Genomic DNA, 25,375 nt, shown 5'->3' on the forward strand with positions numbered 1-25,375 from the left:
CCTCTTCAGCTAGCGGCCGGTCGGTATTGCAGCGCTTCGGCCAGGTGTTCGCGGCTGATCTGCTCGGCCTGCTCGAGGTCCGCCAGGGTGCGGGCGACCTTGAGCAGGCGGTGGGCGGCGCGCAGGGACAAGGTCAGGCGTTCGCAGGCGGCTTCCAGCCAGCGCTCGTCGGTTGTGGATAACTGGCAATGCCGGCGCAGGCCCGGCAGGTCGAGAAAAGCATTGGCGCAACCCTGGCGTCGCTGTTGCCGCTCCCGGGCGCGAGCCACCAGGGCCGCGGCTTGCGCGGTGTTGTCCCCAGCCGGGGGCTTGGGGTTGAGGGCCGTGCTTTCCCGGGCCACGGTCAGGTGCAGGTCGATGCGGTCGAGCAGCGGCCCCGAGAGCTTGTTGCGATAACGCTGGATCTGCTCCGGGGTGCAGCGGCAGCGGCCACTGGGTTCGCCCAGATATCCACAGGGGCAGGGGTTCATTGCTGCCACCAACTGGAAGCGCGCGGGGAAATGTACCCGGTCACGGGCCCGGGCAATGACGATCTGCCCCGACTCCAGGGGTTCGCGCAGCACCTCCAGCACCTTGCGATCAAATTCCGGCAATTCATCGAGGAACAGCACGCCGTGGTGGGCGAGGGTGATTTCGCCGGGTTGCGGTTTCGAGCCACCGCCCACCAGGGCTGGTCCTGACGCAGAGTGGTGCGGTTGACGGAAGGGCCGTTGCGGCCAATGGCTCAGGGGAATGTGGCTGGTGACCGACTGGATGGCTGCCACTTCCAGGGCTTCCTGTTCCTCCAGCGGCGGTAACAGGCCGGGCAGGCGGCTGGCCAGCAAGGTCTTGCCGGTGCCTGGCGGGCCGCTGAACAGCAGGTTATGCGCACCGGCCGCGGCCACCAGTAAGGCGCGTTTGGCAGCCAGTTGGCCCTGCACTTCATTCAGGTCGGGATAGGGGCGGTTCTGGTAGAGCAGGCCGTCCGAAGCATAGGGCTCGATCGGGGTGTGGCCGTTGAAGTGGGCGACGGCTTCCAGCAAATGCTCGACGGCAATCACCTTCAGTCCTGAGGCCAGGCAGGCTTCCTCGGCATTCGCGCGTGGCACCATCAGCGTGCGTCCGGCCTGTCGCGCGGCCAGGGCCGCCGGCAGCACGCCACGCACCGGGCGAACCGCGCCGGACAGCGCCAGCTCGCCCAGGCATTCGACATTCTCCAGGGCCAGGGTCGGTACCTGCACGCTGGCGGCCAGTATACCCAGGGCAATTGCCAGGTCGAAGCGCCCGCCGTCCTTGGGCAGGTCGGCCGGAGCGAGATTGAGGGTGATGCGCCGGGCCGGAAAATCGAAGCCGGCATTGAGAATGGCGCTGCGCACCCGGTCCTTGCTTTCCTTGACCGCCGCTTCGGGCAGGCCCACCAGGGTCAGGGCCGGGAGGCCGTTGGCCAGATGGACTTCGACCGAAACGGCCGGCGCTTGCACGCCGGTCTGGGCACGGCTGTGGACAATGGCCAGAGACATGACTCGTTCCTTGAGGCTGGGAAACCGCGTCCTGCGGTTGTGCAAGCCTAGCCCCGGCCGAGGCTACGCCGCACCAGCAAATAGACTCAGGATGTTGCGGCGGGCGGCTCAGCCGCGCCAGTCGTGGGACCAGCCCGGTTGGGCGATGCGCTGTTCGTACAGGGCGATGTCCGACTGATTGTCGACTTCCACCCAGCCGCCGCGAATGGCCACGGTGGCGATAGCGGTGCCGGCCTGGAGCAGGGCGCGCAGCAGGCTGGTCATGTCCAGTTTGTCGATCTGCGGGTCGCTCATGCCGGACAGCAGCGCCCGGACCTGGCGCCATCCTGCGGGGGTGAATTTCAGCAGGCCCATGTACTGACCCTCGATTTCCTCGCGGCTGGCGACCCTTTCACCGATACCCAGCAACTGGCCAGCCTGTTGACGGAAGCTTTCGGCGTCGCTGAGGGGATCATCGGAGCGCGCCGACCACAGGTCCCACCAGTCGAGGTCGTAGGTGATGCTCAGGGGGGCCTGGGAGGCCATCAGGTCACGGACGATGTCCGGGCGGTAGACGATATCGCCGTAGCACACCAGGGTCGGTTCGCTGGATAGCAGGGCATCGGCGCGCATCAGGCTGCGCACCATGTTGCTGCTGGCCCAATGCGGGTTGTACAGCCGGCTCTGGCCATAGCCTTCAAGGGCTTCGCGGCAATAACCGCTGACCAGATGCACCTCATCGACCCCGGCGTTTTCCAGGGCTTGCAGCTGCCATTCGAGCAGCGGCTTGCCAGCCAGGCGGGCCAGGGGCTTGGGTTGCGCGGCGGTCAGGTGTTTCAGGCGGGAGCCGCGGCCGGCGGCGAGAATTACGGCTTTCATGTCAGGTCACTCAAAGAGCCATTGGCACAGTTGTCGATCGGCTTCGTCCAGCGTTGCTTCGCGCTCGGGATGCCACATGATGCCGGCCACCTTGAGGCTGGTATGCACCAGGGCCTCGCAGGTTCCGGCTGCGTCCAGGGCCCAGGGGCGCAGGGTGGCGGGCAGCGGGTCGAGCAACTGTTTGCCGTGGAAGGAATTGACCGAGCGCGAAGCGGCCTGGCCCGGTAGCCAGGGCAGCTCGTCGGCGGCCAGCAAGGTGATGAGGTGGCGTTGCGCGACGTGCACGTTGCGGTCGGCATCGGCCAGCCGGCCGCCGAAAAAGCTGTGGATCAGTTGCAACCCGCGGCAGACCCCCAGCACCGGCCACCGCTCGGCCACGCAGTGGGCCAGCAGCGCCTGTTCGCTCCGGTCGCGCAACGGGTCGCCGCCGAGGTCGTCGCCACCGCTGAAGATTACGCCTTGCACGCCCTGGGCACGGGCATAGGCCACGGTGTCCTCGCCCAGGTTGGGCAGCAGCAGCCATTGATTGCCGCAGCCGAGTTCGGCAAAAAAGCGGTACCAGTCCCTGGCCAGGCCGTCGCGCGGTTCGTGATAGGCCTGCGGGTTGCAGGTTCTCAGGGTGATGCCGAGGCGTTTCATGGCTGCACCGGGTTCAGGGTCTTGTCGCGACAATTGAGGGCGATGCGCGGGCTGCGCAGGATCCGGTTGAACAGCTGTTCGCCACAACCGATGGCCGCTGGAATGCCGAACTCGGCGCAGCGGATGGCCATGTGCGAGTTGGCCCCGCCGTATTGGGTGACCAGCCCGGCGATGCCGCGGGTGAAGACCCAGTCATAGCCGGGGTCGGCATTTTCGATGCAGACGATCTTGCCCTTGAGCGGCGCCGAGGCCGGGGTGTCCTGGCGCAATTCCATGCCGACGGCTTCGACGTTCTGCCGGGTGATGAAGTTGGGCAGGCTGCGATGCAGCGGCGCGACGAACACATCGTCGACCGCGCTGATCAGGTGCCCGAGCTTCAGCGAGATGCCCTGTTCATAACTGCGTCGCGCCTGGCTGGCCGCTTCCAGCAGGACCCGGTCGGTGTCGTCCATCAGCGGCGTGGTGAGGCTGTCGAGCAGCGGGTGGATATCGAGAAAGGACAGGTCTTCCCTGGCCAGGCCAACGTCGGCGCCCCAGCTCACCAGCAGTTGCAGGGCGTCGGACAGGTCCCGGGTGAACACCAGCTTGGCGTATTCCCGGGCCTGGATGGCCTGGCTGGCATAGTCCAGCAGGTGTTCGGTCGACAGCGGCCAGCCTTGTTCGTCGATCAACTGCTGCAGGGCCTGGCGCTCTTCGGGTTGCAGTTGGAAGGTTGCTTGCGAACTCTCGCCATGACCCAGCTCGACGGTCGCGGCAGCGAACAGGTCGTGGCGCTCGTCATAACGCAATGAGGTGATGTCGTAGGTACCGGGACGCAGATGGCCGAACTTGGCGACAAAGGCTGGCAGTGTCCGGACGTCGGCGCAGACCTGGGCGTATTCGCGCGTCAGTTCGGTGGTGACGGTGTGGATCGACTGCTTCCAGGCCAGCAGGCGCTCGTTGCTCAGGGCGCCACGGCGGCAGGCCGAGCGCAGCAGGGCTTCGGCGATGAATGCATGCCGGGCGAGCATGGCGAACGGCAGCGTGCCTTGCTCGCGGCAGTCCAGCAGCAGGCGGTGGATGCTGTCGAGGTCGGCTGGAATGGCATCGAGACGCCGGCGTTGCTGCTGGCGCTCGTGGGCGCGCACCTGGTCCAGCAAGGGCGGCAGAGCGCCGGCGCCGTTACCGCTCAGCGCGCGCAGCGTCAGTTGGTCGAGGGCCGAGCGATAGGCCCGTTGCTCGGCGGCGCTGAGGCTGTCGCCATAACGCTCGGCGGAGTCGGCATCGAAGGTGAAGTCCAGGCAGGTCTGGACGACTTCGAACTCGACCTTGTCGTGCCATTGCGGGTGGGCCTGCAGGCGCTGCAGCCAGGCGTTGACCAGCCTGGTGCACAACCCCGGCTCCAGGCCTGCCGGCAGGAACGAGTTGAAGCTGCAGCGCACGTCGATATACGGGTGATGGCCGAGCATCACCATCAGCGCCTGGTGCCGCGGCTGGTGATAGCCCATCAGGGCGCGGGCTTCGCGCCAGGTCGAATCGGTCACCAGGCGCCGATACAACGAGGCCGCCAGCGGGCGCGGGGTGGTGCCGATGATTTCCGCCGGGTTCCAGTCGGGCATCACCCCCAGCAGGGTGCTGTCGCCATACAGGCCGGCCTGGGGCGCCAGGCGTTTGCCCAGGAAGCGCTGGATGTGCTCAAGCTGGCGCGCCACCCGCCGTTCGGTGACCGGATGCCAGGTGTTGCACAGGGTGATGCGCCGTACCTGCAACACATACACCTGCTGGTGGTGGTCGACGGCGAATTCGATGTCCAGCGGCACGTTGCCGCAGAGCGTTTCCAGCTCCCTGCAGGCGTCGATCACTGCCTGCAGGCGTGGGGAGCGCAACTGGGCACTCTCGGTGTCGCGGTAGACCAGCACGGTTTTCTGGATGCCCTGGCCGCCGGTGATGGTATCGGTCAGGCCGCTCTCGTCGTCGTAGTTCACCACGTAGTAAGGGGCGCCATGCTCCAGGTCGTGGGTCATCACCACGCCGCTCATCTGGATCGAGGTCAGCATTGGCTGGATCAGGATCTGGTTGTCCTCGCAGCGGTGCTCGGCAAAGGACGCGATCACCTGTTCGATGGCGACGCTCAGGGCCTGAGGGTCGGTGACACTGACATTCAGGCAACTGGTGAACAGGCCGGCCATGGAACTGTTGACGCTGTCTTCGTTCTGCGCGCTGCTGCGCACGATCACAAAGAAGCCGCCATGCTCCAGCCGGGCAATGTTTTGCAGCACATCAGCGGGGTCGTCCCGCCACTGTCGGGCGGTGAAGAAGTACAGCGGCAGGATCCGCGAGCGGATGACCCGCGGCTGCAGGCGCTCCAGGGTTTCGGACTTGGTCCCAAAACGAATGGTGTTCGCGGCGGCCTGGTTCATGGCGCGTCCTCGTGCTTGTCCACCGCCAGCAGGGCCAGGTGCTTGAGCAACGGGTGAATGATGAAGTAGGGCGGCTTCTCGGCCTCGGCCGGCAGGGGCCGCAGGGCCTGGGCGCCTTCGCGTCGCCAGTGGCTCAGGACTTGTACCAGCAGGTCGGCGCGGATCGCATTGTCATACAGGTAGTCGACATCCATGCCAGGCGGCGGCAGTGGATAAGCCTTGCGTGCCAGCACCGGGCCGGTGTCGATCTGCTCGTCGAGCAGCAGGGCGCTGGCGGCGCATTCGCGCTGTTCGATGATCTGGTAGTACAGGGTGGTGCTGCCACGATAATCCGGCAGCCAGCCGGAATGGATATGCAGCACCGGGTAACGACTCAACAGGGCCGCCGGCACCAGTTGCCCGCCGTACCCAGAGTAGACCAGCAGGTCCGGCGCCTGGCGGGCGATCAGTGCGAGCAACTGCGGGTCGTCGAGGGCCTGGGCCGGGCACACCTCGTGGGGCCAGCCCAGGGTGGCCAGGCAGGTGTCGATGTCCTGGCTCAGGTCCGGGCAGAACAACCCTGCAAGTGGCTGTACCTGCAACTCGCGGGTGGTCTGCAACGCGCCGCCGCCCTGGCCGTAGACAATCACCGCGTCAGGTTCGATACCGGCTGCCGCCATGCCTTGCAGGTAGGTGACCGAGCGCGCGGTGCGGGCGCAGAGGATCAGCAGGCGGGCGCGACTCATAGGCCGGCCTCCCGGGCGACGGTGGCCAGCACCTGTTGTTCCTGGGTCAGCAGCCAGGCCAGGTAGGCGCCCTGGTCCGGGTCGAGGCGGCCCTGCTGCGACACCAGGGTGTCCGTCAGCTTGAGCAGGCCACTGAGGTAATAGGCCGCGCCGCTCGCTTGCCAGCCGTGCAGCATGCACTCGGCCAGCAGCAGATAAGGCGGTACGGACCCGTAGCTGCCGTGGGGCAGCGGACGGTGCGGAGCCGCGGCTTCGTAGCCGGTATACAGGCGTTTGCTCACTTCGAATTTCTTCAGCAGGCGCGGCAGCCAGTAGGCCGCCAGCGGGCCGGAGACTCCGGTGCCCGCGCGCATTTCCAGGCACAGGTGGCTCAGCAGCGCCGTGCTGTCCTCGGCGTGCGCCGGGCCTTGTGGATGCAGCGTGGGCAAGGCCGGCGCCGGCAAGTGGGCGCACGCAGCCAGGCGCGAGGTGCGCCAGGCGTCGACTAAGGCTTCGCCCTGGAAGCTGCTGTAACGGTAGGTCTGTGGGTTTTCCAGCAGGTCCCCGTCGCTGTAGACGTAGTTCAGCATGACAGTGGATACCCACAGAGCTGGCGAATGCGTTCCACGTAGCCAGGAATATCGTCGGGCTCGTGACGGTTGTGCAACACCAGGTCCGGGCGTTGCGGCGGCGGGTATTCGATGTCCACACCCACCACGTTGCTCTGTTCGCCCCGCAGGGCGGACTGATACAGCCCCTTGTTGTCACGGCTGACCAGGGTGCTCAGCGGCACATCGACGAACACTTCCCGGTAGCTGGAGAAACGCTGGCGGTTGTCGTCGCTGATGTCCTGGAACATCGACAGGATGCAGCAGACCACATCGATGCCCTGGCCATCGAGCCAGCCGCACAGGGCCTGGATTCGTTCGGCGTTGACCCGCCGTCCGGCGACGCTGTAGGCGTCCGCCCGCTGGTCATGGCGGAACAGCGCGCGAATCTCGTCGCCGTCGACGAACACGGTCTGCGGCCGCTGCGCTTTCAGGCTGGCATACAGGGCCCGGCCAATCGTGGTTTTGCCCGCTCCTGACATGCCGACCAGCCAGATCACCATGGCTTCACCCCTGCTTGAGTATGTTTTCGATGTTGCGCAGCGCCAGTACCGCCAGCTCCGCCGAGAAACCATAGCTGGGCGCGAAGTAATGGCGACGCAGGCGCTGACGGACTGCGGCCTGCTGTTGCCAGAGGCTCTCGTCCCCCAGCAGGTCGGCCAGTTGCCAGCGCGCCTCGGGGTCGAGGTTGACGATGTCATTGCGCAGCAGCACATCGGGCGACTCCTCGCCGGTCAGCGCGTCCTGCTCGGCGTCCGGTACGTTCAACAGCAGCAGGTTCTTGTCCAGGTACAGGGCGCCGAACGCGGTTCCGCCGTAGTCCGAAACCACATAGTCGGCGCAGCGGAACAGGGTGAGGTTGTCGTAGACGCGGGTAATCACCGCGGTGAACGGGTATTGCTCAAGCAGTTTCAGCGCCTCGGGATCGGCCTCGGCCGACAGCGGATGGGTCTTCACGATGACGTTGTAGCGATCGCACAACCCGGCCATGGCGTCGGCGAAGCGGCTGATCGACGACAGCTCCATCCAGGTCGGCAGCCACAGCACGGTCTTTTTCGTCGGGTCCAGGGCCAGGTCCGCCGGGTGCTGGCCTTGCAGCGAGGTTTCGCGGAAGTAGGCGTCGTAGCGCGGGTAACCCATCTGGAAGGTCACGGCGTCGCAGCATTCGCGCAGGCGCTCGGCCTGCCAGGGGCCGAAACACAGGATCAGGTCGTAGTGCCGGTTCCAACTGGAAAAGTTGTGTTTGTACTTGCCCAGGGCGTACATGAAGCGCACCTGCCGATGGCCCAGCGCCTTGATCATCGGCTGCGAGCCGTGGTCGTACATGCTGTGGTTGGAGACCACCACGTCATAGCGGTGATTGGCCTTGATCACATCCAGGCTGCCGTGGCAGCTGTAACCCAGGCCGCCGATCAGTTCGCGGCTTTGCGCGCGCTCTTCATGGGTGCCATGCAGGACCACGTCGAAAGCGTCGGCCCCGAGCAGGCTCCAGACCGCCTGATAGTGATTGAGCATCTCGGCGGTATGAACGAAGAAGGCCAAGCGGCTGAAGGGTTTTGGCGCGGTCATAGGGCTACCTGGTGCAATTAAGTCGAGGCAAGCGTTCGCGTTGCTTGGCGGTGTTGCGGGGCATGACTCGCCCAAGGGGGGCCAGGATCGCAAACGCTGGACATGTTATCGGCGGAGTAGGGGGGAAATGAACGGGCGGGGCGGAAAATCTTTGCTGGCAGGGCCCGGCTCGACCGATGGCAGGTGCTGCCCGGTCGAGCCTATGCGCAGGAGCACGGTCGAGCTGGTTATTGCTCGCTCGGATTGAGCTTCGCTTCCAGCTCGGCCACCTTCGCCTCGAGGCTTTCCAGGCGGGCGCGGGTGCGGGCCAGGACGACCATCTGGCTGTCGAATTCTTCCCGGCTGACCAGGTCCAGCTTGCTGAAGCCGCTTTGCAGCAGGGCCTTGAACTGGCTTTCGATTTCGGCGCGGGGCAGTGGGGTATCGCCGCTGAACAGGCGGGCGGCATGGCCGCTCAGGGCATCGAGGAGGTCTTTGGGCGCGAGCATGGGAGGTGTCCTGAAAACAATGGCGGGCAGTGTATCACGCACTGTCTATAGTCAATTGGCAGGCGGGGATGCACGCTTTTCGCGCATCGCGCCGGGCAGTGGCGCACCGTTGTTGTGCGTATCCGTGGCGATGATGGCGAAGTGGTCTCCGTGGCGGCGGCCAAGGGACTGAAATCAGTGGGTTTTCATGAGATGGCAAGGTTTCTGCTTAGTCGCTGATGACCCATGCACTGATGCAGTCGCTGTGACGAATGCAGTGCGGCAGGCGGAGCGGGGAAGTGTTTCGTCGGCAGCGGTTAGCTGGCGTCGGTCTGGTCGAGGAAGGCCGACGATGCGTTACAAAGCCAGGCACTGCGCTTAGACTTGAGTCGGGTTTGTTTTCCTGGGGCAAGTCCACCAATTCGGGAGAAAGTTTCATGAAGCTAGTCACTGCCATCATCAAGCCGTTCAAGTTGGACGACGTGCGCGAGTCGCTGTCCGAGATCGGCGTGCAGGGCATTACCGTTACTGAGGTCAAAGGCTTCGGCCGGCAGAAGGGGCACACCGAGCTGTATCGCGGCGCGGAGTACGTAGTCGACTTCCTGCCCAAGGTGAAGATCGACGTCGCCATCGACGACAAGGATCTTGATCGGGTCATCGAGGCGATAACCAAGGCCGCCAACACCGGCAAGATCGGTGACGGCAAGATCTTCGTGGTCAATCTGGAACAGGCTATTCGCATCCGTACCGGCGAAACCGATACCGACGCCATCTAAGCCGCCCCAAACCCAACGCCCCAGGAGAAAACAATATGACTCTGCGTAAAATCGCAGGGCTAGGAGCCCTGTTGTCCCTCGTAATGCCTGGCCTGGCCATGGCGGCGGACGAAGTGGCAGCCCCAGTCCTCAATTCCGGCGATACCGCCTGGATGCTGACCTCGACGGCCCTGGTGCTGTTCATGACCATTCCCGGCCTGGCGCTGTTCTACGGCGGCATGGTGCGCTCGAAAAACATTCTTTCCGTGATGATGCAGTGCTTCGCCATTACCGGTCTGATCAGCATCCTGTGGGTCATTTATGGCTACAGCATCGCGTTCGACACCACCGGCATGGAGCAGGGCGTCGTCAACTTTAACTCCTTCGTCGGCGGCATGGGCAAGGCCTTCCTGGCCGGCGTCACCCCGGCGAGCCTGACCGGCCCGGCGGCGCTGTTCCCCGAGGCGGTGTTCATCACCTTCCAGATGACCTTCGCCATCATTACCCCGGCGCTGATCGTCGGTGCCTTTGCCGAGCGGATGAAGTTCTCCGCCATGCTGATCTTCATGGCCATCTGGTTCACCCTGGTCTACGCGCCGATCGCGCACATGGTCTGGTCCGGCAACGGCGGCCTGATGTGGGACTGGGGCGTGCTGGACTTCGCCGGCGGCACCGTGGTGCACATCAACGCCGGTATCGCCGGCCTGGTGGCTTGCCTGGTGCTGGGCAAGCGTAAAGGCTTCCCGACCACCCCGATGGCGCCGCACAACCTGGGTTACACCCTGATGGGCGCGGCCATGCTGTGGATCGGCTGGTTCGGCTTCAACGCCGGTTCCGCCGCCGCCGCCAACGGCACCGCCGGCATGGCGATGCTGGTGACCCAGATCGCCACCGCCGCCGCGGCGCTGGGCTGGATGTTCGCCGAATGGCTGACCCACGGTAAGCCAAGCGCCCTGGGCATCGCCTCGGGTGTGGTTGCCGGCCTGGTGGCGATCACGCCTGCCGCTGGCACCGTAGGCCCGATGGGCGCCCTGGTGATCGGCCTGGCTGCGGGCGTGGTGTGCTTCTTCTGCGCGACCACCCTGAAACGCAAACTGGGCTACGACGACTCCCTGGACGCCTTCGGCGTGCACGGTATCGGCGGTATCCTCGGCGCGATCCTCACCGGCGTGTTTGCCGCGCCATCGCTGGGCGGCTTCGGCACCGTGACCGACATCGCCGCACAAGTGTGGATCCAGTGCAAAGGCGTGGGCTTCACGGTGATCTACACCGCGATCGTCACCTTCATCATCCTCAAGGTGCTGGATGTGGTCATCGGGCTGCGTGTCACCGAGGAAGAAGAGTCGGTCGGCCTCGACCTGGCGCAACACAACGAGCGTGGTTACAACCTGTAATTTCGCCTGAAAAAAATGCCCGGCTTGCCGGGCATTTTTTTGTCTGCGTTTTGTCATTGAGAGACAGCTGAAAGGTTTTTCCCAGAGCTTGTCAGCCAGTTTGATGAGCGCTTTTTTTTCGGGTCAATGACTTACAGCATTGGAGGAATATTCGGCACTTTGTTTTTTCCCAGAGCGCGCTAGAATGCGCGCCGAATGTGCGGAGAACTGTATGTGGCAACAGACTCTGATTACCCTGCGGGCAAGGCCCCGGGGCTTTCATCTGGTAACGGACGAGTTGCTCGCCGGCCTGCCTGAACTGAAGGCATGCCGGGTCGGTCTGTTGCATTTGTGGCTGCAGCATACCTCGGCCTCGTTGACCATCAACGAGAATGCCGACCCTGCGGTTCGTCGTGACTTCGAGCGTTTTTTCAACACCCTGGTGCCGCAAGGCATGGCCGGGTATGAACATGACGACGAAGGGCCCGATGATCTGCCGGCGCACTTCAAGGCCAGTTTGCTAGGCTGTCAATTGAGCTTGCCGGTATCGGCAGGTCGCTTGGCGTTAGGCAGCTGGCAAGGCGTTTATCTGGGCGAGCATCGCGATCATGGCGGTGCCCGCAAAGTCCTTGCCACCTTGCACGGTGATAAGGCATAAGCCGCTGGTTATCAGTGGATGTTGATTTTTTTTCCAGCGGCCTTCGACAGTCGGCTCAGCTGGGCTATAACTAATCTGCTTTTCGCAAGTCATGAGGTAGAACATGAGCGACGATGATCTGGAAAACGACGACCTCGAAGTAGGCGACGAAGACGAAACCGAAGAAGGTCTTGAAGCGGCCGCCGACGATGTGGCGGAAGACGATGGCAGTGATGTTCCTGCCCCGACCGCCAAAGGCAAGGCCAAGGCTGCCGTCTCGGTAGACGAGTTGCCGAGTGTCGAAGCCAAGAACAAAGAGCGTGATGCACTGGCGCGCGCCATGGAGGAGTTCCTGGCCCGTGGCGGTAAAGTGCAGGAAGTCGAGGCCAATGTGGTTGCCGATCCGCCCAAGAAGCCTGATAACAAGTACGGTAGCCGGCCTATCTAAGCGCCCGCCACTTGCTTGCTGAAAAAGCCCGCCGTCGCTGCGGGCTTTTTCATGGGCGCTTGTTGGGCAATGACACCGTATTGCGGTGATCGAGCTATCAGGCGCCGCTGTGCCAGCGCGCCAGCAGTTTCGGCAGTTCGGTCAGGCTGCGGATTTCCGCGTCCGGCAGCCGCTCGGCCTCCCAGACCTTGCCGGCCGGGTTGAACCAGATGGCCCGCAAGCCGGCCTGCTGCGCCCCGGCGATGTCGTCGCCCGGGTGGTCGCCGATGTGCACGGCGGTGTCCGGCGTCGCCTCGCCCCGTTGCAGGGCCTCGTGAAACAGCCGTGCATCGGGCTTGGCGATGCCGATGTCTTCGGCGCACAGGGCGAACTTGAAGTAATCCGCCAGCCCCAGGCGGCGCACATCGGCGTTGCCATTGGTGACCACGCCCAGCGCGAAGTGGTTGGCTAGCGCTTCCAGGGTCGGCTGCACTTCGGGAAAGATATCCAGTTGATGCCGGGCATGCAGGAACACTTCAAAACTCTGGTCAGCCAGGGCATTGGCCTGTCCCAGGTCGTAGCCGGCTTCCTCCAGCGCATGAAACAGCACCCGCCGGCGCAGCGCGCTGATGCGGTACTTGAGCCCCGGTTCGTTGTTCAGCACCCGTTCACGGATGGCCCAGAGATGCTCCACCGGTACGCTGCCCAGCTGCGGAGCGTGGTCGGTCAGCCACTGGCGCAGTACGGCTTCGGCGCTGACGATCACGGGCGCGGTATCCCACAGCGTGTCGTCGAGATCGAAGGTGATCAGCTTGATCGTCATTACTCACCGCCTTTGTTGCGTTTGGCCCGTGGGTGGGCGCTGTCGTAGACCGCTGCCAGGTGCTGGAAGTCCAGGTGGGTATAGATCTGCGTGGTCTTGATATCCGAGTGCCCCAGCAGTTCCTGTACGGCGCGCAGGTCCTGGGAGGATTCCAGCATGTGGCTGGCGAAGGAGTGTCGCAGCATGTGCGGATGCAGGTTCTGTCCCAGCTCGCGCTCGCCGGCGGCCTTGACCCGCAGCTGGATCGCCCGGGGGCCCAGGCGCCGGCCCTGCTGGCTGACGAACACCGCGTCGTCCGGCGGATTGCTCAGCGCCCGCAGTGGCAGCCAGAGTTGCAGCGCTTCGCGGGCCTTTTTGCCGACCGGCAGGACCCGGGTCTTGCTGCCTTTGCCGTGCACCTGCACCAGGCCGTCGGCCAGGTCCAGTTGTTCGAGGTCCAGGCTGGTCAGCTCCGACAGGCGCAGCCCGGAGGAATAGAACAGCTCGAGAATCGCCTGGTCGCGGTGCGCGAGGAAATCGTCTTCCACCGCGCCATCGAGCAATTGCAGGGCGCGATCGGTGTCCAGGGTCTTGGGCAGGCGACGCTCGCCCTTGGGCGGCGCCAGGCCATTGGCCGGGTCGTGATTGCACAGGCCTTCGCGGTTCAGATAGTGATACAGGCCGCGCACGGCGGAGAGCAGGCGCGCCAGGCTGCGGGAGGATTGGCCCTGCTGGTGCAGGCGCGCAATCATGCTGCGCAGGCTCTGGATGTCCAGGTCGGACCAGCTGGAAACCTGCTGCTTGGCACAGAAGGCCAGCACTTTTTCCAGGTCGCGGCGGTAGGCTTGCAGCGTATGGGGCGACACTTGGCGCTCACTGCGCAGGTGCTCGCAGTAGGCGTCCAGTTGTCGTTCCATGGTCAGCGAACCGAGCGTAGCGAGTGAGTGAAGCGCGGCAGCACGCGGCCCATGACTTCGGCGATGTAGCTGAGGAACAGCGTCCCCACCGAGCTTTTGTAGTGCTGCGGGTCGCGGCTGGCGATGGCCAGCACGCCGTGAATGCCCTGATGGGCGATGGCGACCACGGCGCTGGAGCCGATCTGCTGGCGCTGTTCTTCGCCGAACAGGAAGTCCAGCTCATGCTCGCGCAGGCTGCCGCTGACGCTCTTGCCTTCGGTCAGCAAGCCGCCGATGGCGGTCTGGGCGTCGGCGGCGGTGACCCAGCGGCCTACCGGCATGGCACTGTCGCTGAATAGGATCAGGCTCACGAACGGCACCTGGAAGTCCTGGCGCAGACTGTCTTCGACGCTCATCACCACGTCTTCCAGGCTGTTGGCATCCATCAGCGCGAGAATCAGGCGGCGGGTCTTCTCGAAGAGCCGGTCGTTGTCGCGGGCCACGTCCATCAACTGCGAAAGCCGGTGGCGCATCTCGATGTTGCGCTCGCGCAGGATCTTCATCTGCCGCTCCACCAGCGAGATGGTGTCACCGCGCTGATGAGGAATGCGCAACGCCGGGAGCAGTTCTTCATGCTCGACGAAGAAGTCTGGATGCGCCTCCAGATACGCGGCGATCGCCGCCGCCTCGAGGTTTTCGGCAGGAGATTCGTCGGGCTGTTCGGCTGGAACCTGAGGCTGATCAGTCATGGTTTTCGCTCATTCAAAGACGCACCTGTCCTTCGTATACGCGCACTGCCGGGCCGGTCATCTTCACCGGTTGGCCAGGGCCTGCCCACTCGATGGACAGGCGCCCGCCCGGCAGGTCGATCAATAGCGGCGAATCCATCCACCCCTGGCTGATCGCGGCCACTGCGGCGGCGCAGGCGCCAGTACCGCAGGCCTGGGTTTCCCCGGCGCCACGTTCCCAGACCCGCAACTGCGCGCGCTGACGGTCGATGACCTGGATGAAGCCGACATTGACCCGGGCCGGGAAGCGCGAGTGATGTTCGATCTTCGGTCCCAGCTCATGCACCGGCGCGCTGTTGATGTCGTTGACCCGCAGCACGGCATGGGGGTTGCCCATGGACACGGCGGCCAGCTCGACGCTCTGGCCGTCGACTTCGACCTGGTAACTCAAGGCCTGGGCTGGCGCCACGAACGGGATCTGCTCGGGCACCAGGCGCGGCGCGCCCATGTCGACGCTGATCTGACCGTCGTTGCGCACATCCAGTTCGATGATGCCGCTCTTGGTCTCGACGCGGATCTGGCGCTTGGTGGTCAGGCGCTTGTCCAGGACGAAACGGGCGAAACAGCGCGCACCGTTGCCGCATTGCTCCACTTCGGAGCCGTCGGCATTGAAGATCCGGTAGCGGAAATCCACGTCCGGGTTGCTTGGCGCCTCGACGATCAGCAACTGGTCGAAACCGACACCGGTGTTGCGATCGCCCCATTGCTTGGCATGTTTGGGCAGGATGTGCGCGTGCTGGCTGACCAGGTCGAGGACCATGAAGTCATTACCCAGGCCGTGCATCTTGGTAAAACGCAGCAGCATGGTTCTACTCCGGCAGCAGGCTTTCGCCAGCAAACAACTCGGCTACCGTCTCGCGGCGACGCACTTCAACAGCCTGTTCACCATCGACCAGCACTTCAGCAGCCCGACCGCGGGTGTTGTAGTTGGAGCTCATGACGAAACCGTAGGCACCGGCCGAATGCACGGCAAGCAGGTCGCCTTCTTCCAGGGCCAGCTGACGTTCCTTGGCCAGGAAGTCGCCGGTTTCGCAGATCGGGCCGACGATGTCGTAGGTACGTGCCTGGCCATCGCGCGGGCGCACGGCGCTGACGTCCATCCAGGCCTGGTACAGGGCCGGGCGGATCAGGTCGTTCATTGCCGCGTCGACGATGGCGAAGTCCTTGTGTTCGGTGTGCTTGAGGTACTCGACCCGGGTCAGCAGTACCCCGGCGTTGGCGACGATGAAGCGGCCGGGTTCGAAGACCAGTTCCAGGTCGCGGCCGTCGAGGCGTTCGCGCACGGCCTTGACGTAGTCGGCGGCCAGCGGCGGCTCTTCATCGCGATAACGCACGCCCAGGCCACCACCGAGGTCGATGTGGCGCAGGTAGATGCCGCATTCGCCCAGGCGGTCGACCAGGCCCAGCAGACGGTCGAGGGCATCGATGAAGGGGGCCAGGGTGGTCAGTTGCGAGCCGATATGGCAGTCGACGCCGACCACTTCCAGGTTCGGCAACTGGGCCGCGCGGATGTACACGTCTTCGGCATCGGCGATGGCGATACCGAACTTGTTTTCCTTCAAGCCGGTGGAAATGTACGGGTGGGTGCCCGCGTCGACATCCGGGTTGACCCGCAGCGAGACCGGCGCGCGAACATTGAGTTCGGCGGCGACCTGTTGCAGGCGCTCCAGCTCGTCGCTGGACTCGACGTTGAAGCAGTGCACGCCGACTTCCAGGGCGCGACGCATGTCGTCACGGGTCTTGCCGACACCGGAGAAGACGATCTTGTCGGCCGCGCCGCCAGCTGCCAGGACGCGTTCCAGCTCGCCGCGGGAGACGATGTCGAAACCGGCGCCCAGACGCGCCAGGACATTCAGTACACCCAGGTTGGAGTTGGCCTTTACCGCGAAGCAGACCAGGTGCGGCATGCCGGCGAGGGCATCGGCGTACGCGTGGTACTGCGCTTCGATATGCGCTCGGGAATAGACGTAGGTCGGCGTGCCAAAGCGTTCGGCAATGGCGGACAACGCTACACCTTCCGCGAACAGCTGCCCGTCGCGGTAGTTAAAAGCGTCCATGGGGTTCCCTTAGTTGGTGTCGTGCTTGTGCGACTGCGAGTGACCCTGGTCTTCGGGGGATTTGCTGTCATCGGGAAGATACAGCGGGCCTTTTTGACCGCAGGCAGTGACAAGGCAGGCAACCGCGACGAGCGCAGCAAGGGAAGAGATCAGGCGCTTCATGGCGAAATCCTTGAGAATGCGTTAATTGCGCCCGAGTATACCGACCACCCGACGGCTTGCCTATGCGCTGGAACACCCGTCCGGCGGGCCTTTGCCCCGGGCGCAGGGGTTGGGCGCGGCGGTTGCGGGGATATTTTCTCTGCTGTCCGCGCCCTTGATCGGTATCCTTTGCATTCGCCCGGATGCGCCCGTATCTTGCGGCGCTTGAGCGTGAGTAGACACTTTTCGAGGTTCCCGCAATGAGTTTGACTGAAGCCCGTTTCCACGACCTGGTCGATGCCACCCAGCAGACGCTGGAGGACATTTTCGAGGAGAGTGACCTGGATATCGATCTGGAGAGCTCCGCCGGTGTGCTCACCGTCAAGTTCGAAAACGGTAGCCAGGTGATCTTCAGCCGCCAGGAACCGCTGCGTCAGCTGTGGCTGGCCGCGCGCTCCGGTGGCTTCCACTTCGACTACGACGAAGAAAGCGAGCGCTGGATGTGCGACAAGAGCGAAGAGCAGCTGGGCGAAATGCTCGAGCGCATCGTCCTCGAGCAGGCCGACATCAAGCTCGAGTTCGAAGGGCTCTGAGACCGTGACGCCAACCGCCCCGGTGCGCCTGCCCAAGCCGCTGTACAGCAATGTCAGCCCGGCCGTGGCCTCGCCCTGCGTCAGCCTGTGCCGGCTGGACGAGGAAAAAGTCTGCAAGGGCTGTTTCCGGCATGTCGAAGACATTCGCGAATGGCGCTCGGCGGACGATGAGCGTCGGCGCGTCATCTGTCGCCAGGCGCTGGAGCGCAAGCGGGCGGCGGCGCCGAGCGCCGGCTAGCCCGGGCCCCTAAATCCGGTAGCTTGTTTATTTGTGCTGCTGTGGTAGTGTCCGGTTACGCCTCGCCACATCGAGGCCGGTGAAAACCCCGTCTTATCTGGACGGGGTTTTGCTTTTTTGTGCCGAAAAAAGGAGTCTGCCTGGATCATGAGCACCGCACCTTCCATCATTCTCACCCGCCTCGACGTGCAGCGTCTGGAGCGCCTGATCGACAGCCTGGACGACACGCTGCCTGGCGTCATTGCGCTGCAGACCGAGCTGGATCGCGCCGAAACCCTGGTGGGCCACGATGAAGTCCCGCCCGGTGTCGTGACCATGAACTCGCGCGTGCATTGCCGCGAAGAGGGCAGCGGCAAGGACTATCACCTGACTTTGGTGTATCCACAGGACGCCAACGCCGACGAAGGCCGGATCTCTATCCTGGCGCCGGTGGGCAGCGCCTTGCTCGGCTTGCAGGTCGGGCAGTACATCGACTGGCCAGCACCGGGCGGCAAGACCCTGAAGCTGACCCTGCTTGAAGTGGAATACCAGCCCGAAGCGGCTGGCGATTTTCACCTCTGATTAGGCGCCTCTGAGCGGCTAGACCTGCTCGAGTGCGTCGTTCAAGGCGCGCTCCAGGTCGGCCTTGTAGCGCAGGTAAAGATTGCTTGAGCCGTGGTGGTCACCGAGCAGGCCGGACAGGTCCAGGTCGGTGATGTAGCAGCGATAGCGTTCGGCTTCGCGGCGCTGGCCGACAATCTCCTGGGCGACCGCGGCGAACAACTGGTCGCCATGCTCCAGCTCGGAAAACTCCCGTTGATTGCAATACAGGGTGACCTGTACCTGCCCCGGTGCGGCTTTGCCGATGATGCCCTGCACGTCATAAAAGGCTTTGTTCGCTGGCGTCTGCGGCGCTGGGCGTGGCTCGATTCGACGGGCCCTTGTGCTGCCTGAAGGCAATATCTGGTAATACAAAATGTCCAGCGGCACGAGGGGCTGCGAAGCCTCCATCGGCAGCTGGGCGTCGCGCCGATAGAGGATCGACTGCAGGAAGCGTTGCAGGGGCACCAGCAGGCTCTGTTCGTCGTGGTAGGGCAGGCGTTGCTGCCAGAGCGCATCGAATTCATCCAGCACGTACAGCTCGGCCTGGGCCTCGACGACGCGGTAGAACACCTGGATGCAATCAGGCTGGCCCATCGGCAGGATCAGCGCCAGGTCGTGTTCTTCCAGGGCCATCGGGTCCAGGTGCAGCGGGCTGTAGCTCGACTGCTCTTCGCCCAGGTAGTCGATCAGCGCCGGCAGGCTCGCCAGCGCTACATGATTGACCTGGCCCGGCACCAGTTCCAGCACGTGGTAATGCTGCTGCACCTGGATCAGGTAGCGGTGATTGAGCTGGCTGAGCAACAGGTTCTGCGCCGTATCGAACAGCTCTTCGACCCGTTGGGCGATGAACTGCGCGCGGTTGTGGCAGAAGCAGCGCACTCGCAGCTTCGGCTGCTCGGGGCCGCGCGGCAGGTTGTTGAGGTAGTCGCGCAGGCAGTCGAGCAGGGCATGGGCGCCGTCGTAACGACCGACCAAGACCTCGTTCCAGCTGTTGAGCGTCACCTGGTCGAGGGTCAGCACCAGGTTTTCCCGCACCCCGGCGTAGCTCAAAGAGTCGGTGCGCTCGGTGGTCATCAGGATGTTCAGGTCGCGGTGGTGCTTGAGCGGGTCGCGGCCGACGTTCACCAGGATCAGCACTTCGCTGGGCACGCTGCTGTGCAGCAGGCGTTCTTCGCTGACGGTGCCCAGGGGCAGCGCGATGGTCTGTTGCAGGCTGCCCAGCAGATTGAACAGCTCGAACTCGCTCAGGTCGCTGCTGCCCGGGTGCAGCGCCAGGCGCGTGCTGCTGTCGATCACCCCGTTGCGATGGCACCAGGTCAACAGCTCCAGTAGTTCGCGGCTGCGCTTGATCGGCGCGAAGTGTTCCCACTCCAGGGCATTCAGGCTGCCGTTGTACAGGCCCCAGTGGGTTTGCCCCGGCTCTTTCTTGTTGGGCGACTGCACCAGGGTCAGGGTGTCTTCGGCCAGGTCCGGGGCAATGCCGGGGTTGATGAACTCGATCTTGCCGGCCTTGCGTTCAAAGGCCGCATACAGGCGGCGGCCAAGGATATTCAGGTCGCGCTTGTTGATCAGGCCAAGGGTCTGCTCGGTACGGGCGAACTGGGTCAGGAAGCGATAGCTGTAATTCAGCTCATTGACCAGGGCCCGGCGCTCGGCGCTGACCTGGCGGACTTTCCACTGGCTGCGGCTGTCGAGCATCGCCAGCTGGCGCTGATCCCAACCCCATTCGTGGGCCAGCCGTTCGAGCAGCGTGCGCTGCCAGCTCGGGTTGCGTGCGCCGTTGTTGCCGGTGAGCTTGCGGTTGACCTTCAGGTACAGGCTACGACGCACCAGCTCCAGGCGCTCCGGCTCGCCGCGGGCCTTGAGGTATTCCTCGATGCGCCGGTAGACCACGATGTACGGGTCCAGCTCGTCGAGGTCCAGGCGGTTGGCGAACACCGCCTGCTTGAAGCGCAGGCTCAGGCATTCCACCCGCGGGTGTTCGCTGGCGTAGACCTCGGTCAGCAGCAACTTGAGCACGGACTTGTACGGCGACTCGATGCCCTTGAACAGTTGCCAGAGCCCGGCACCGATGAATTCGCCCGGCGGAATATGGGCCAGATGGCCAAGGTCGAGGTTTTCGTCGGCGGGGATGAAGCGCTTGGACAGCAGCGTATGGGTGTATTCGTGGTAGCGGGCTTCTTCGTACACCGGCACCAGCCACCACAGCGGCGTGCGTCCGGCCAGCCAGATGGCGGTGCGGTAGAACTCGTCCAGCAGCAGGTAGTGCTGGGTGGTGCCGCAATCGTCGGAGCTCAGCTGGGTGTCGCGATCGCCACGGACAAAGCGGCTGGGGTCGATCAGGAAGAAGTGCGCCTCGGCGCCCTGGCTGGCGGCCCAGGCTTCCAGCAGCAGGCATTTCTTGCGCAGTTCGGCCAGTTCGTTCTCGCCGAGGTCGGGCGCATGGCAGACCCACACGTCCATATCGCTCTGGTCGGCCTGGGCCAGGGTGCCCAGGCTGCCCATCAGGAACAGACCGTGGATAGGCCGCGGCGCATTGCCGGGGCGGGCCTTGTAGGAAAACGAACGAGTCAGGCGCTGGGCTTCGTTGAGCGTCGGTGTGTCGGGCTCGTAGTTCGACAACCCGGCCGGTGTGCCACCCGACACATAACCCGGTAATAGCGGGTGGTTGACGTGAAAGAACAGCGGCAACAGGTTGAGCACCAGTTGCTGGCGTGGCGACAACCCTTCCATGGCCCGGCCCAGGCGCCCCTCGTTGAGCTTCAGAAAGCGCGCGCGCAACTGGCTGAGAACCTTGCGATCGATTCCCTCGTCCAGATCTGGGCGGATTTCATGGGTGCGGGTCATTCAAACAGGCTCGCGAAGCTTGAACGTGGGAGGTCTTGTGCGCAGGAGTTTACAGCCAGTCGAGGGCGAGCTTTAAGCTGAATTTTATTTTTGACGTCAGATTTCCAACATGCCGCTGGAGCTTGCCCGCGGAATCCGACAGGCGGGGATTCCGAGGGCCGTAGGGGAGAGCGTTCAGGCGGCTTCTTTGACCGTCAGAATGGTCAGCAGGCCTTGGGCATGCTCGGCGGCATCGCGGCCCAGGCTGGTCAGGTAACCACCATCGGGCTGGGTAATGAGCTCTTTTTCAAACAGGCGTCGTGCGGCGGCGATAGCTTGGGGGGCAGCGGTCTGATGGATTTTCAGGCCTTCCTGGGAACTGTCCAGGTTGAAGAGTGCAAGGATTTCCAGTTCGGCAACCAACTCAGGGGTATACGACATAAGGACTCCAGACTTTCTAGGAATTAGACGACAGCGTCCTTAAGGTGACCGCAGTTGTGCAGCCTGTCCAGTGTCCGCTGCGGACTTTTACGCCCCTGGGCGGCGGTATTTGGCCGCAGGGCGCGTACCAGTGTAGTCAAGGCCCGCAATCGCGCCGGCCAGGCGCGGGCGCGGGGCGTGGCGGGCTTACTTCTTCTCGGGCGGCAGCTCGGGCAGGGCACGCAGCGCGGCTTCGTACCATTGGGTATCGAACGCGCGGTCTTCTTCGAGGATCGCGTCGATTTCCACCGCCAGGACATGGGCCATGAGGTTGAGGATTTCGTCACGCTCATAGCCGACCAGGGTCAGCTTGTTGAAGGTGGCTTTGGCCGCGGGTGGGTTGTCGCTTTCGATCTGGTTTTCGATCGCTTCGATCAGGGTGTTTTCGGTGAACGCTTCTTCGTCGTTGTCGTCTTGGTGGGTGTCGGGGGTTGGCTCGCTCATGGCAGGCTCCTCAAGGAAAGGTCTCCAGTTTACTCGTATTCAGGAGCCTGATGCTGCTGGCCAGTCGGCTGTCGAGGATCTATAAGAGTGGCTGCCAACCCCGTACCCGGCCTGGAGGCTACGCATGCTCAAGCTTTATGGATTCGCCGTCAGCAACTACTACAACATGGTGAAACTGGCATTGCTGGAAAAAGGCCTGCCTTTCGAGGAAGTGCCGTTCTACGCCGGGCAAAGCCCTGAAGCATTAGCCATCAGCCCGCGCGGCAAGGTGCCGGTGCTGGGGGGGGAGCGGGGCGTTATCAACGAAACCAGCGTGATCCTGGAATACCTCGAAACCCAGCCGGGCCCGGCGCTGCTGCCAAGCGATCCGTTCGAGCGTGCCCAGGTGCTGGCGCTGGCCAAGGAGATCGAGCTTTACATCGAGTTGCCGGCGCGGGCCTGTTACGGCGAGGCGTTTTTTGGCACGGCGGTTCCCGAGGCCATCAAGGAGAAGTCCCGCAATGAGCTGGTGCTGGGATTCGCCTCGCTGGCCAGGCACGGCAAGTTCGCCCCTTATGTGGCGGGCAGCAGCCTGAGCGTGGCGGACCTGTATTTCCTGTACAGCGTGAGCCTGGCCTGCGCGGTAGGGCAGAAGCTGTTCGGTATGGATCTTCTGGCCGAGATGCCGGCAGCCAAAGCCTTGATGGCGCGCCTGGAACAGATGCCCAACGTGCAGCGGGTCGCGGCGGACAAGGACGTGGCAATGCCGCAGTTCCTGGCGATGATCGCCAGCAAGAAGTAGAAAGGCTTCTTCGGGTCGCTGATCGCGGGCAAGCCACACTCTTGTGGGAGCGTGGCTTGCCCGCGCTGGCTTTTAGCGGCTGCTCAACAACGCCTGGCCGCGAACCACCGCTGCCTTGACTTGAGCTGGCGCGGTGCCGCCGATGTGGTCACGGGCATTGACCGAGCCTTCCAGGGTCAGCACGGCAAACACGTCCTGGTCGATCTGGTCGCTGAACTTGCGCAGTTCTTCCAGGCTCATTTCCGCCAGGTCCTTGCCGGTTTCCACGCCGTACTTCACGGCGTGGCCAACGATTTCGTGGCAATCGCGGAATGGCAGGCCACGGCGTACCAGGTAGTCCGCCAGGTCGGTGGCGGTGGAGAAGCCGCGCAGCGCCGCTTCGCGCATCATCGCGTGCTTGGGCTTGATCGCCGGGATCATGTCGGCGAAGGCGCGCAGCGAGTCGCGCAGGGTGTCGGCGGCGTCGAACAGCGGTTCCTTGTCTTCCTGGTTGTCCTTGTTGTAGGCCAGGGGCTGGCCCTTCATCAGCGTCAGCAGCCCCATCAGGGCGCCGAACACGCGGCCGCTCTTGCCACGAACCAGCTCCGGAACGTCCGGGTTTTTCTTTTGCGGCATGATCGAGCTGCCGGTGCAGAAACGGTCGGGCAGATCGATGAACTGGAACTGCGCGCTGGTCCACAGCACCAGCTCTTCGGAGAAACGCGACAGGTGCATCATGGCCACGCTGGCGGCGGCGCAGAACTCAATGGCGAAATCGCGATCAGACACATTGTCCAACGAGTTGCCACCGACGGCGTCGAAGCCCAGCAGCTGGCAAGTCAGCTCGCGGTCGATTGGGTAGGTGGTGCCGGCCAGCGCGGCGCTGCCCAGAGGCATGCGGTTGGTGCGCTTGCGGCAATCGACCAGGCGCTCGTAGTCGCGGCTGAGCATCTCGAACCAGGCCAGCATGTGATGACCGAAGGTCACAGGCTGCGCGGTCTGCAGGTGGGTGAAGCCCGGCATGATGGTGTCGGCTTCGCGCTCGGCTTGTTCCAGCAGGCCTTTTTGCAGACGGGTGATTTCCGCCAGGATCAGATCGATTTCGTCGCGCAGCCACAGACGGATATCGGTGGCTACCTGGTCGTTGCGGCTGCGGCCGGTGTGCAGCTTCTTGCCGGTGACGCCGATGCGGTCGGTCAGGCGTGCTTCGATGTTCATGTGCACGTCTTCCAGATCGACGCGCCAGTCGAAGGTGCCCGCCTCGATTTCGCCCTGGATGGTTTTCAGGCCGTCGATGATGCTGTCGCGTTCGGCATCGGTCAGTACGCCGACCTTGGCCAGCATGGTGGCGTGGGCGATCGAGCCCATGATGTCGTGACGATAGAGGCGCTGGTCGAAAGTGACGGAGGCGGTGAAGCGGGCGACGAAGGCGTCGACGGGCTCACTGAAGCGGCCGCCCCAGGACTGATTGGTCTTGTCAGTGCTCATGAATTCGCTCGTGATCGGCTGGAAGGGAAATGAGGTGAAAAGTTGCCGCGGATAATAACAGGGTTGCCAATCCTGTAGCTGGCACTGGTCGGCAGGTTTTTATTTCTGCCATGGGGGCCGCGGGCGCTTGTCGCCGACCTCGGGCGCGCAGAGACTAGGCGAGCGAAGGCGGGGGGCGAGGGGTGATGTAACGATATTTATCGTTTGAGCAATATCGTCTTGGCAACCGTCTACAGTTGGACTGAAGGAACAGCGCAATCTCGGATGTTTCATCGAGCCTGGTCGCTGATCACGCAACCGTTGTCGCATGCGCTCCGGCCCCGGCACCGCCTCGCGAGTCACGAGGGAGGCGGCCTGGGTGGAAGCCGACTATAAAAGAGGGGGTGTTTGTGTCCTGTATCAGCAGTCCCCATGACCATGTCGTGCAGTGGCGGGCCTTGAGCGGTGTCGGGCAGGCCCGGGTAAATAATGGTGCCCGTCGTGGGGCACTTTTTGGCCCTCGCACTAGTCTTAGCGTGGATCGCCGTGACGGACGTCACTTCACCTGTCTACGCTATCCTTGTGCGAGACTCACGCAGGAATCCAGCGCAATATGAATGTCCTGATCGTTGATGACGAACCCCTAGCCCGCGAGCGACTGAGCCGTATGGTCAGTGAGCTTGAGGGATACAGTGTCCTGGAGCCCAGCGCCACCAATGGCGAAGAGGCATTGGCCCTGATCGACAGCCTGAAACCGGATATCGTGCTTCTCGACATCCGCATGCCGGGTCTCGATGGCCTGCAGGTTGCCGCCCGTTTGTGCGAGCGCGAGGCGCCGCCAGCCGTGGTGTTCTGTGCCGCCCCTGATGAATTCGCCCTCGAGGCTTTCGATGTCAGCGAGGTCGGTCACCTGCTCAAACCGGTGCGTTCCGAGCATCTGCTCGAGGCACTGAAAAAGGCCGACCGCCCCAACAGGGTCCAGCTGGCGGCCCTGACCCGGCCCGCCGCCGAAAGCGGCAGCGGCCCCCGTAGCCATATCAGTGCACGGACCCGCAAAGGTATCGAGCTGATCCCGCTGGATCAGGTCGTCTATTTCATTGCCGACCACAAATACGTGACCTTGCGCCATGAAAGCGGCGAAGTCCTGCTGGATGAGCCCCTGAAGGCGCTTGAGGACGAGTTTGGCGAGCGTTTCGTTCGCATCCATCGCAACGCCCTGGTGGCCCGCGAACGCATCGAACGCCTGCAGCGTACGCCGCTGGGGCATTTCCAGCTGTTCCTCAAGGGGCTCAATGGTGATGCGCTGATCGTCAGCCGACGGCATGTGGCCGGCGTGCGCAAGATGATGCAGCAGCTCTAGATCCGG

Annotated in this window: 28 protein-coding genes and 1 pseudogene; 10 read left to right on the plus strand and 19 right to left on the minus strand. The window is 63.8% G+C overall.

The features are described 5' to 3' along the window. Nucleotides 1–5: 5 nt before the first annotated feature. From NRG23_RS20390 to NRG23_RS20430, 9 genes are all read right to left on the minus strand, one after another. Complete coding sequence (locus NRG23_RS20390; protein WP_124345218.1) at nucleotides 6–1,499, minus strand: YifB family Mg chelatase-like AAA ATPase; 1,494 nt, start codon at nucleotides 1,497–1,499, stop codon at nucleotides 6–8. A gap of 108 nt (nucleotides 1,500–1,607) precedes the next feature. Beyond that, nucleotides 1,608–2,357 (minus strand): phosphocholine cytidylyltransferase family protein, encoded by a 750-nt coding sequence (locus NRG23_RS20395; RefSeq protein ID WP_198919513.1) that lies wholly within the window; start codon nucleotides 2,355–2,357, stop codon nucleotides 1,608–1,610. 6 nt (nucleotides 2,358–2,363) lie between these two features. Next, on the minus strand, nucleotides 2,364–2,996 hold the full coding sequence (locus tag NRG23_RS20400) for a gamma-glutamyl-gamma-aminobutyrate hydrolase family protein (protein WP_257371845.1): 633 nt from the start codon (nucleotides 2,994–2,996) through the stop codon (nucleotides 2,364–2,366). Continuing rightward, the gene (locus tag NRG23_RS20405) at nucleotides 2,993–5,395 is read right to left on the minus strand and encodes a PEP/pyruvate-binding domain-containing protein (RefSeq protein WP_257371847.1); all 2,403 of its coding nucleotides are present in this window, start codon (nucleotides 5,393–5,395) and stop codon (nucleotides 2,993–2,995) included. The genes NRG23_RS20400 and NRG23_RS20405 overlap by 4 nt, the downstream gene beginning before the upstream one ends. Beyond that, nucleotides 5,392–6,120, minus strand: coding sequence for a formyltransferase family protein (locus NRG23_RS20410; protein ID WP_257371848.1), 729 nt, complete (start codon nucleotides 6,118–6,120; stop codon nucleotides 5,392–5,394). Before NRG23_RS20410 ends, NRG23_RS20405 begins: the two co-directional genes overlap by 4 nt. After that, entirely contained in the window at nucleotides 6,117–6,689 is a 573-nt protein-coding gene (locus tag NRG23_RS20415) for a hypothetical protein (RefSeq protein ID WP_124340888.1), read from the minus strand. Before NRG23_RS20415 ends, NRG23_RS20410 begins: the two co-directional genes overlap by 4 nt. Next, complete coding sequence (locus NRG23_RS20420) at nucleotides 6,683–7,210, minus strand: adenylyl-sulfate kinase (protein ID WP_016703177.1); 528 nt, start codon at nucleotides 7,208–7,210, stop codon at nucleotides 6,683–6,685. Before NRG23_RS20420 ends, NRG23_RS20415 begins: the two co-directional genes overlap by 7 nt. Before the next feature lie 4 nt (nucleotides 7,211–7,214). Continuing rightward, entirely contained in the window at nucleotides 7,215–8,276 is a 1,062-nt protein-coding gene (locus NRG23_RS20425) for a CDP-glycerol glycerophosphotransferase family protein (RefSeq protein WP_016703178.1), read from the minus strand. Nucleotides 8,277–8,503: 227 nt separating this feature from the next. Further along, nucleotides 8,504–8,764 carry an accessory factor UbiK family protein gene (locus NRG23_RS20430; RefSeq protein WP_007926648.1) on the minus strand — a complete coding sequence of 87 codons (261 nt, stop codon included), beginning with the start codon at nucleotides 8,762–8,764 and terminating at the stop codon, nucleotides 8,504–8,506. Nucleotides 8,765–9,180: 416 nt separating this feature from the next. Between NRG23_RS20430 and glnK the strand changes: the two genes are divergently transcribed. The 4 genes from glnK (at nucleotide 9,181) to sutA (ending at nucleotide 11,956) form a co-directional block, all read left to right on the plus strand. After that, nucleotides 9,181–9,519, plus strand: coding sequence for a P-II family nitrogen regulator (gene glnK / locus NRG23_RS20435; protein WP_002555808.1), 339 nt, complete (start codon nucleotides 9,181–9,183; stop codon nucleotides 9,517–9,519). 35 nt (nucleotides 9,520–9,554) lie between these two features. After that, on the plus strand, nucleotides 9,555–10,892 hold the full coding sequence (locus NRG23_RS20440; RefSeq protein WP_009051452.1) for an ammonium transporter: 1,338 nt from the start codon (nucleotides 9,555–9,557) through the stop codon (nucleotides 10,890–10,892). Nucleotides 10,893–11,103: 211 nt separating this feature from the next. Beyond that, complete coding sequence (locus NRG23_RS20445; protein WP_016703180.1) at nucleotides 11,104–11,529, plus strand: secondary thiamine-phosphate synthase enzyme YjbQ; 426 nt, start codon at nucleotides 11,104–11,106, stop codon at nucleotides 11,527–11,529. Between the two features lie 103 nt (nucleotides 11,530–11,632). Next, the gene (gene sutA / locus NRG23_RS20450; RefSeq protein ID WP_007926654.1) at nucleotides 11,633–11,956 is read left to right on the plus strand and encodes a transcriptional regulator SutA; all 324 of its coding nucleotides are present in this window, start codon (nucleotides 11,633–11,635) and stop codon (nucleotides 11,954–11,956) included. A gap of 97 nt (nucleotides 11,957–12,053) precedes the next feature. On the opposite strand, the gene NRG23_RS20455 is transcribed toward sutA, so the two are convergent. From NRG23_RS20455 to NRG23_RS20480, 6 genes are read right to left on the minus strand one after another with little or no spacing between them, the layout of a single operon-like run. After that, nucleotides 12,054–12,758, minus strand: coding sequence for an HAD family hydrolase (locus NRG23_RS20455; RefSeq protein ID WP_257371852.1), 705 nt, complete (start codon nucleotides 12,756–12,758; stop codon nucleotides 12,054–12,056). Next, on the minus strand, nucleotides 12,758–13,654 hold the full coding sequence (xerC, locus tag NRG23_RS20460) for a tyrosine recombinase XerC (protein ID WP_009051449.1): 897 nt from the start codon (nucleotides 13,652–13,654) through the stop codon (nucleotides 12,758–12,760). The genes NRG23_RS20455 and xerC overlap by 1 nt, the downstream gene beginning before the upstream one ends. A 2-nt stretch (nucleotides 13,655–13,656) precedes the next feature. Further along, nucleotides 13,657–14,382, minus strand: a complete 726-nt coding sequence (locus tag NRG23_RS20465; protein ID WP_009051448.1) for a DUF484 family protein — start codon at nucleotides 14,380–14,382, stop codon at nucleotides 13,657–13,659. A 13-nt stretch (nucleotides 14,383–14,395) separates the two neighbouring features. Continuing rightward, nucleotides 14,396–15,226 (minus strand): diaminopimelate epimerase, encoded by an 831-nt coding sequence (gene dapF, locus NRG23_RS20470; protein ID WP_009051447.1) that lies wholly within the window; start codon nucleotides 15,224–15,226, stop codon nucleotides 14,396–14,398. Nucleotides 15,227–15,230: 4 nt separating this feature from the next. Next, nucleotides 15,231–16,478, minus strand: coding sequence for a diaminopimelate decarboxylase (lysA, locus tag NRG23_RS20475; RefSeq protein WP_257371854.1), 1,248 nt, complete (start codon nucleotides 16,476–16,478; stop codon nucleotides 15,231–15,233). Nucleotides 16,479–16,487: 9 nt separating this feature from the next. Continuing rightward, nucleotides 16,488–16,640, minus strand: coding sequence for a lipoprotein (locus tag NRG23_RS20480; RefSeq protein ID WP_007926668.1), 153 nt, complete (start codon nucleotides 16,638–16,640; stop codon nucleotides 16,488–16,490). Nucleotides 16,641–16,879: 239 nt separating this feature from the next. Between NRG23_RS20480 and cyaY the strand changes: the two genes are divergently transcribed. From cyaY to rnk, 3 genes are all read left to right on the plus strand, one after another. Then, nucleotides 16,880–17,212: an iron donor protein CyaY gene (gene cyaY / locus NRG23_RS20485; RefSeq protein WP_007926670.1), complete on the plus strand. Its 333-nt coding sequence runs from the start codon at nucleotides 16,880–16,882 to the stop codon at nucleotides 17,210–17,212. Between the two features lie 4 nt (nucleotides 17,213–17,216). Then, entirely contained in the window at nucleotides 17,217–17,450 is a 234-nt protein-coding gene (locus tag NRG23_RS20490; RefSeq protein ID WP_257371859.1) for a DUF1289 domain-containing protein, read from the plus strand. Between the two features lie 147 nt (nucleotides 17,451–17,597). Then, entirely contained in the window at nucleotides 17,598–18,011 is a 414-nt protein-coding gene (gene rnk / locus NRG23_RS20495) for a nucleoside diphosphate kinase regulator (RefSeq protein WP_007926672.1), read from the plus strand. Between the two features lie 18 nt (nucleotides 18,012–18,029). Here rnk and NRG23_RS20500 read toward each other — a convergent pair whose 3' ends face one another. The 3 genes from NRG23_RS20500 to NRG23_RS20510 all read right to left on the minus strand — a co-directional run bounded on the left by NRG23_RS20500 (nucleotide 18,030) and on the right by NRG23_RS20510 (nucleotide 21,782). Then, nucleotides 18,030–20,879, minus strand: a complete 2,850-nt coding sequence (locus tag NRG23_RS20500) for a class I adenylate cyclase (protein ID WP_009051443.1) — start codon at nucleotides 20,877–20,879, stop codon at nucleotides 18,030–18,032. Between the two features lie 174 nt (nucleotides 20,880–21,053). Beyond that, nucleotides 21,054–21,299, minus strand: coding sequence for a TIGR02647 family protein (locus NRG23_RS20505; RefSeq protein WP_007926676.1), 246 nt, complete (start codon nucleotides 21,297–21,299; stop codon nucleotides 21,054–21,056). A 186-nt stretch (nucleotides 21,300–21,485) separates the two neighbouring features. Further along, complete coding sequence (locus NRG23_RS20510) at nucleotides 21,486–21,782, minus strand: hypothetical protein (protein WP_009051442.1); 297 nt, start codon at nucleotides 21,780–21,782, stop codon at nucleotides 21,486–21,488. Between the two features lie 124 nt (nucleotides 21,783–21,906). Between NRG23_RS20510 and NRG23_RS20515 the strand changes: the two genes are divergently transcribed. After that, nucleotides 21,907–22,563 carry a glutathione S-transferase family protein gene (locus tag NRG23_RS20515; protein WP_257371860.1) on the plus strand — a complete coding sequence of 219 codons (657 nt, stop codon included), beginning with the start codon at nucleotides 21,907–21,909 and terminating at the stop codon, nucleotides 22,561–22,563. A 72-nt stretch (nucleotides 22,564–22,635) separates the two neighbouring features. Here the strand turns inward: NRG23_RS20515 and argH are convergent, their stop codons facing one another. Then, nucleotides 22,636–24,030, minus strand: coding sequence for an argininosuccinate lyase (gene argH / locus NRG23_RS20520; RefSeq protein WP_009051440.1), 1,395 nt, complete (start codon nucleotides 24,028–24,030; stop codon nucleotides 22,636–22,638). Between the two features lie 443 nt (nucleotides 24,031–24,473). Between argH and NRG23_RS32890 the strand changes: the two are divergent. Together NRG23_RS32890 and NRG23_RS20525 are read left to right on the plus strand one after the other, a co-directional pair. Then, nucleotides 24,474–24,626, plus strand: a pseudogene (locus NRG23_RS32890) (sensor histidine kinase); the annotation flags it as partial. After that, entirely contained in the window at nucleotides 24,623–25,369 is a 747-nt protein-coding gene (locus tag NRG23_RS20525) for a LytTR family DNA-binding domain-containing protein (protein WP_016703190.1), read from the plus strand. The pseudogene NRG23_RS32890 and the gene NRG23_RS20525, both read left to right, overlap by 4 nt. The last annotated feature ends 6 nt before the right edge of the window (nucleotides 25,370–25,375 follow it).

This window comes from Pseudomonas sp. T8 (genome assembly GCF_024610635.1).
Taxonomy (GTDB): Bacteria; Pseudomonadota; Gammaproteobacteria; order Pseudomonadales; family Pseudomonadaceae; genus Aquipseudomonas; species Aquipseudomonas chlororaphis_I.

Excerpts from the sequence above, each read along its gene's own strand:
- NRG23_RS20390 (WP_124345218.1), bottom strand. The coding sequence starts at position 1,499 with ATGTCTCTGGCCATTGTCCACAGCCGTGCCCAGACCGGCGTGCAAGCG.
- NRG23_RS20395 (WP_198919513.1), bottom strand. The coding sequence starts at position 2,357 with ATGAAAGCCGTAATTCTCGCCGCCGGCCGCGGCTCCCGCCTGAAACAC.
- NRG23_RS20400 (WP_257371845.1), bottom strand. The coding sequence starts at position 2,996 with ATGAAACGCCTCGGCATCACCCTGAGAACCTGCAACCCGCAGGCCTAT.
- NRG23_RS20405 (WP_257371847.1), bottom strand. The coding sequence starts at position 5,395 with ATGAACCAGGCCGCCGCGAACACCATTCGTTTTGGGACCAAGTCCGAA.
- NRG23_RS20410 (WP_257371848.1), bottom strand. The coding sequence starts at position 6,120 with ATGAGTCGCGCCCGCCTGCTGATCCTCTGCGCCCGCACCGCGCGCTCG.
- NRG23_RS20415 (WP_124340888.1), bottom strand. The coding sequence starts at position 6,689 with ATGCTGAACTACGTCTACAGCGACGGGGACCTGCTGGAAAACCCACAG.
- NRG23_RS20420 (WP_016703177.1), bottom strand. The coding sequence starts at position 7,210 with ATGGTGATCTGGCTGGTCGGCATGTCAGGAGCGGGCAAAACCACGATT.
- NRG23_RS20425 (WP_016703178.1), bottom strand. The coding sequence starts at position 8,276 with ATGACCGCGCCAAAACCCTTCAGCCGCTTGGCCTTCTTCGTTCATACC.
- NRG23_RS20430 (WP_007926648.1), bottom strand. The coding sequence starts at position 8,764 with ATGCTCGCGCCCAAAGACCTCCTCGATGCCCTGAGCGGCCATGCCGCC.
- glnK (WP_002555808.1), top strand. The coding sequence starts at position 9,181 with ATGAAGCTAGTCACTGCCATCATCAAGCCGTTCAAGTTGGACGACGTG.
- NRG23_RS20440 (WP_009051452.1), top strand. The coding sequence starts at position 9,555 with ATGACTCTGCGTAAAATCGCAGGGCTAGGAGCCCTGTTGTCCCTCGTA.
- NRG23_RS20445 (WP_016703180.1), top strand. The coding sequence starts at position 11,104 with ATGTGGCAACAGACTCTGATTACCCTGCGGGCAAGGCCCCGGGGCTTT.
- sutA (WP_007926654.1), top strand. The coding sequence starts at position 11,633 with ATGAGCGACGATGATCTGGAAAACGACGACCTCGAAGTAGGCGACGAA.
- NRG23_RS20455 (WP_257371852.1), bottom strand. The coding sequence starts at position 12,758 with ATGACGATCAAGCTGATCACCTTCGATCTCGACGACACGCTGTGGGAT.
- xerC (WP_009051449.1), bottom strand. The coding sequence starts at position 13,654 with ATGGAACGACAACTGGACGCCTACTGCGAGCACCTGCGCAGTGAGCGC.
- NRG23_RS20465 (WP_009051448.1), bottom strand. The coding sequence starts at position 14,382 with ATGACTGATCAGCCTCAGGTTCCAGCCGAACAGCCCGACGAATCTCCT.
- dapF (WP_009051447.1), bottom strand. The coding sequence starts at position 15,226 with ATGCTGCTGCGTTTTACCAAGATGCACGGCCTGGGTAATGACTTCATG.
- lysA (WP_257371854.1), bottom strand. The coding sequence starts at position 16,478 with ATGGACGCTTTTAACTACCGCGACGGGCAGCTGTTCGCGGAAGGTGTA.
- NRG23_RS20480 (WP_007926668.1), bottom strand. The coding sequence starts at position 16,640 with ATGAAGCGCCTGATCTCTTCCCTTGCTGCGCTCGTCGCGGTTGCCTGC.
- cyaY (WP_007926670.1), top strand. The coding sequence starts at position 16,880 with ATGAGTTTGACTGAAGCCCGTTTCCACGACCTGGTCGATGCCACCCAG.
- rnk (WP_007926672.1), top strand. The coding sequence starts at position 17,598 with ATGAGCACCGCACCTTCCATCATTCTCACCCGCCTCGACGTGCAGCGT.
- NRG23_RS20500 (WP_009051443.1), bottom strand. The coding sequence starts at position 20,879 with ATGACCCGCACCCATGAAATCCGCCCAGATCTGGACGAGGGAATCGAT.
- NRG23_RS20505 (WP_007926676.1), bottom strand. The coding sequence starts at position 21,299 with ATGTCGTATACCCCTGAGTTGGTTGCCGAACTGGAAATCCTTGCACTC.
- NRG23_RS20510 (WP_009051442.1), bottom strand. The coding sequence starts at position 21,782 with ATGAGCGAGCCAACCCCCGACACCCACCAAGACGACAACGACGAAGAA.
- NRG23_RS20515 (WP_257371860.1), top strand. The coding sequence starts at position 21,907 with ATGCTCAAGCTTTATGGATTCGCCGTCAGCAACTACTACAACATGGTG.
- argH (WP_009051440.1), bottom strand. The coding sequence starts at position 24,030 with ATGAGCACTGACAAGACCAATCAGTCCTGGGGCGGCCGCTTCAGTGAG.
- NRG23_RS20525 (WP_016703190.1), top strand. The coding sequence starts at position 24,623 with ATGAATGTCCTGATCGTTGATGACGAACCCCTAGCCCGCGAGCGACTG.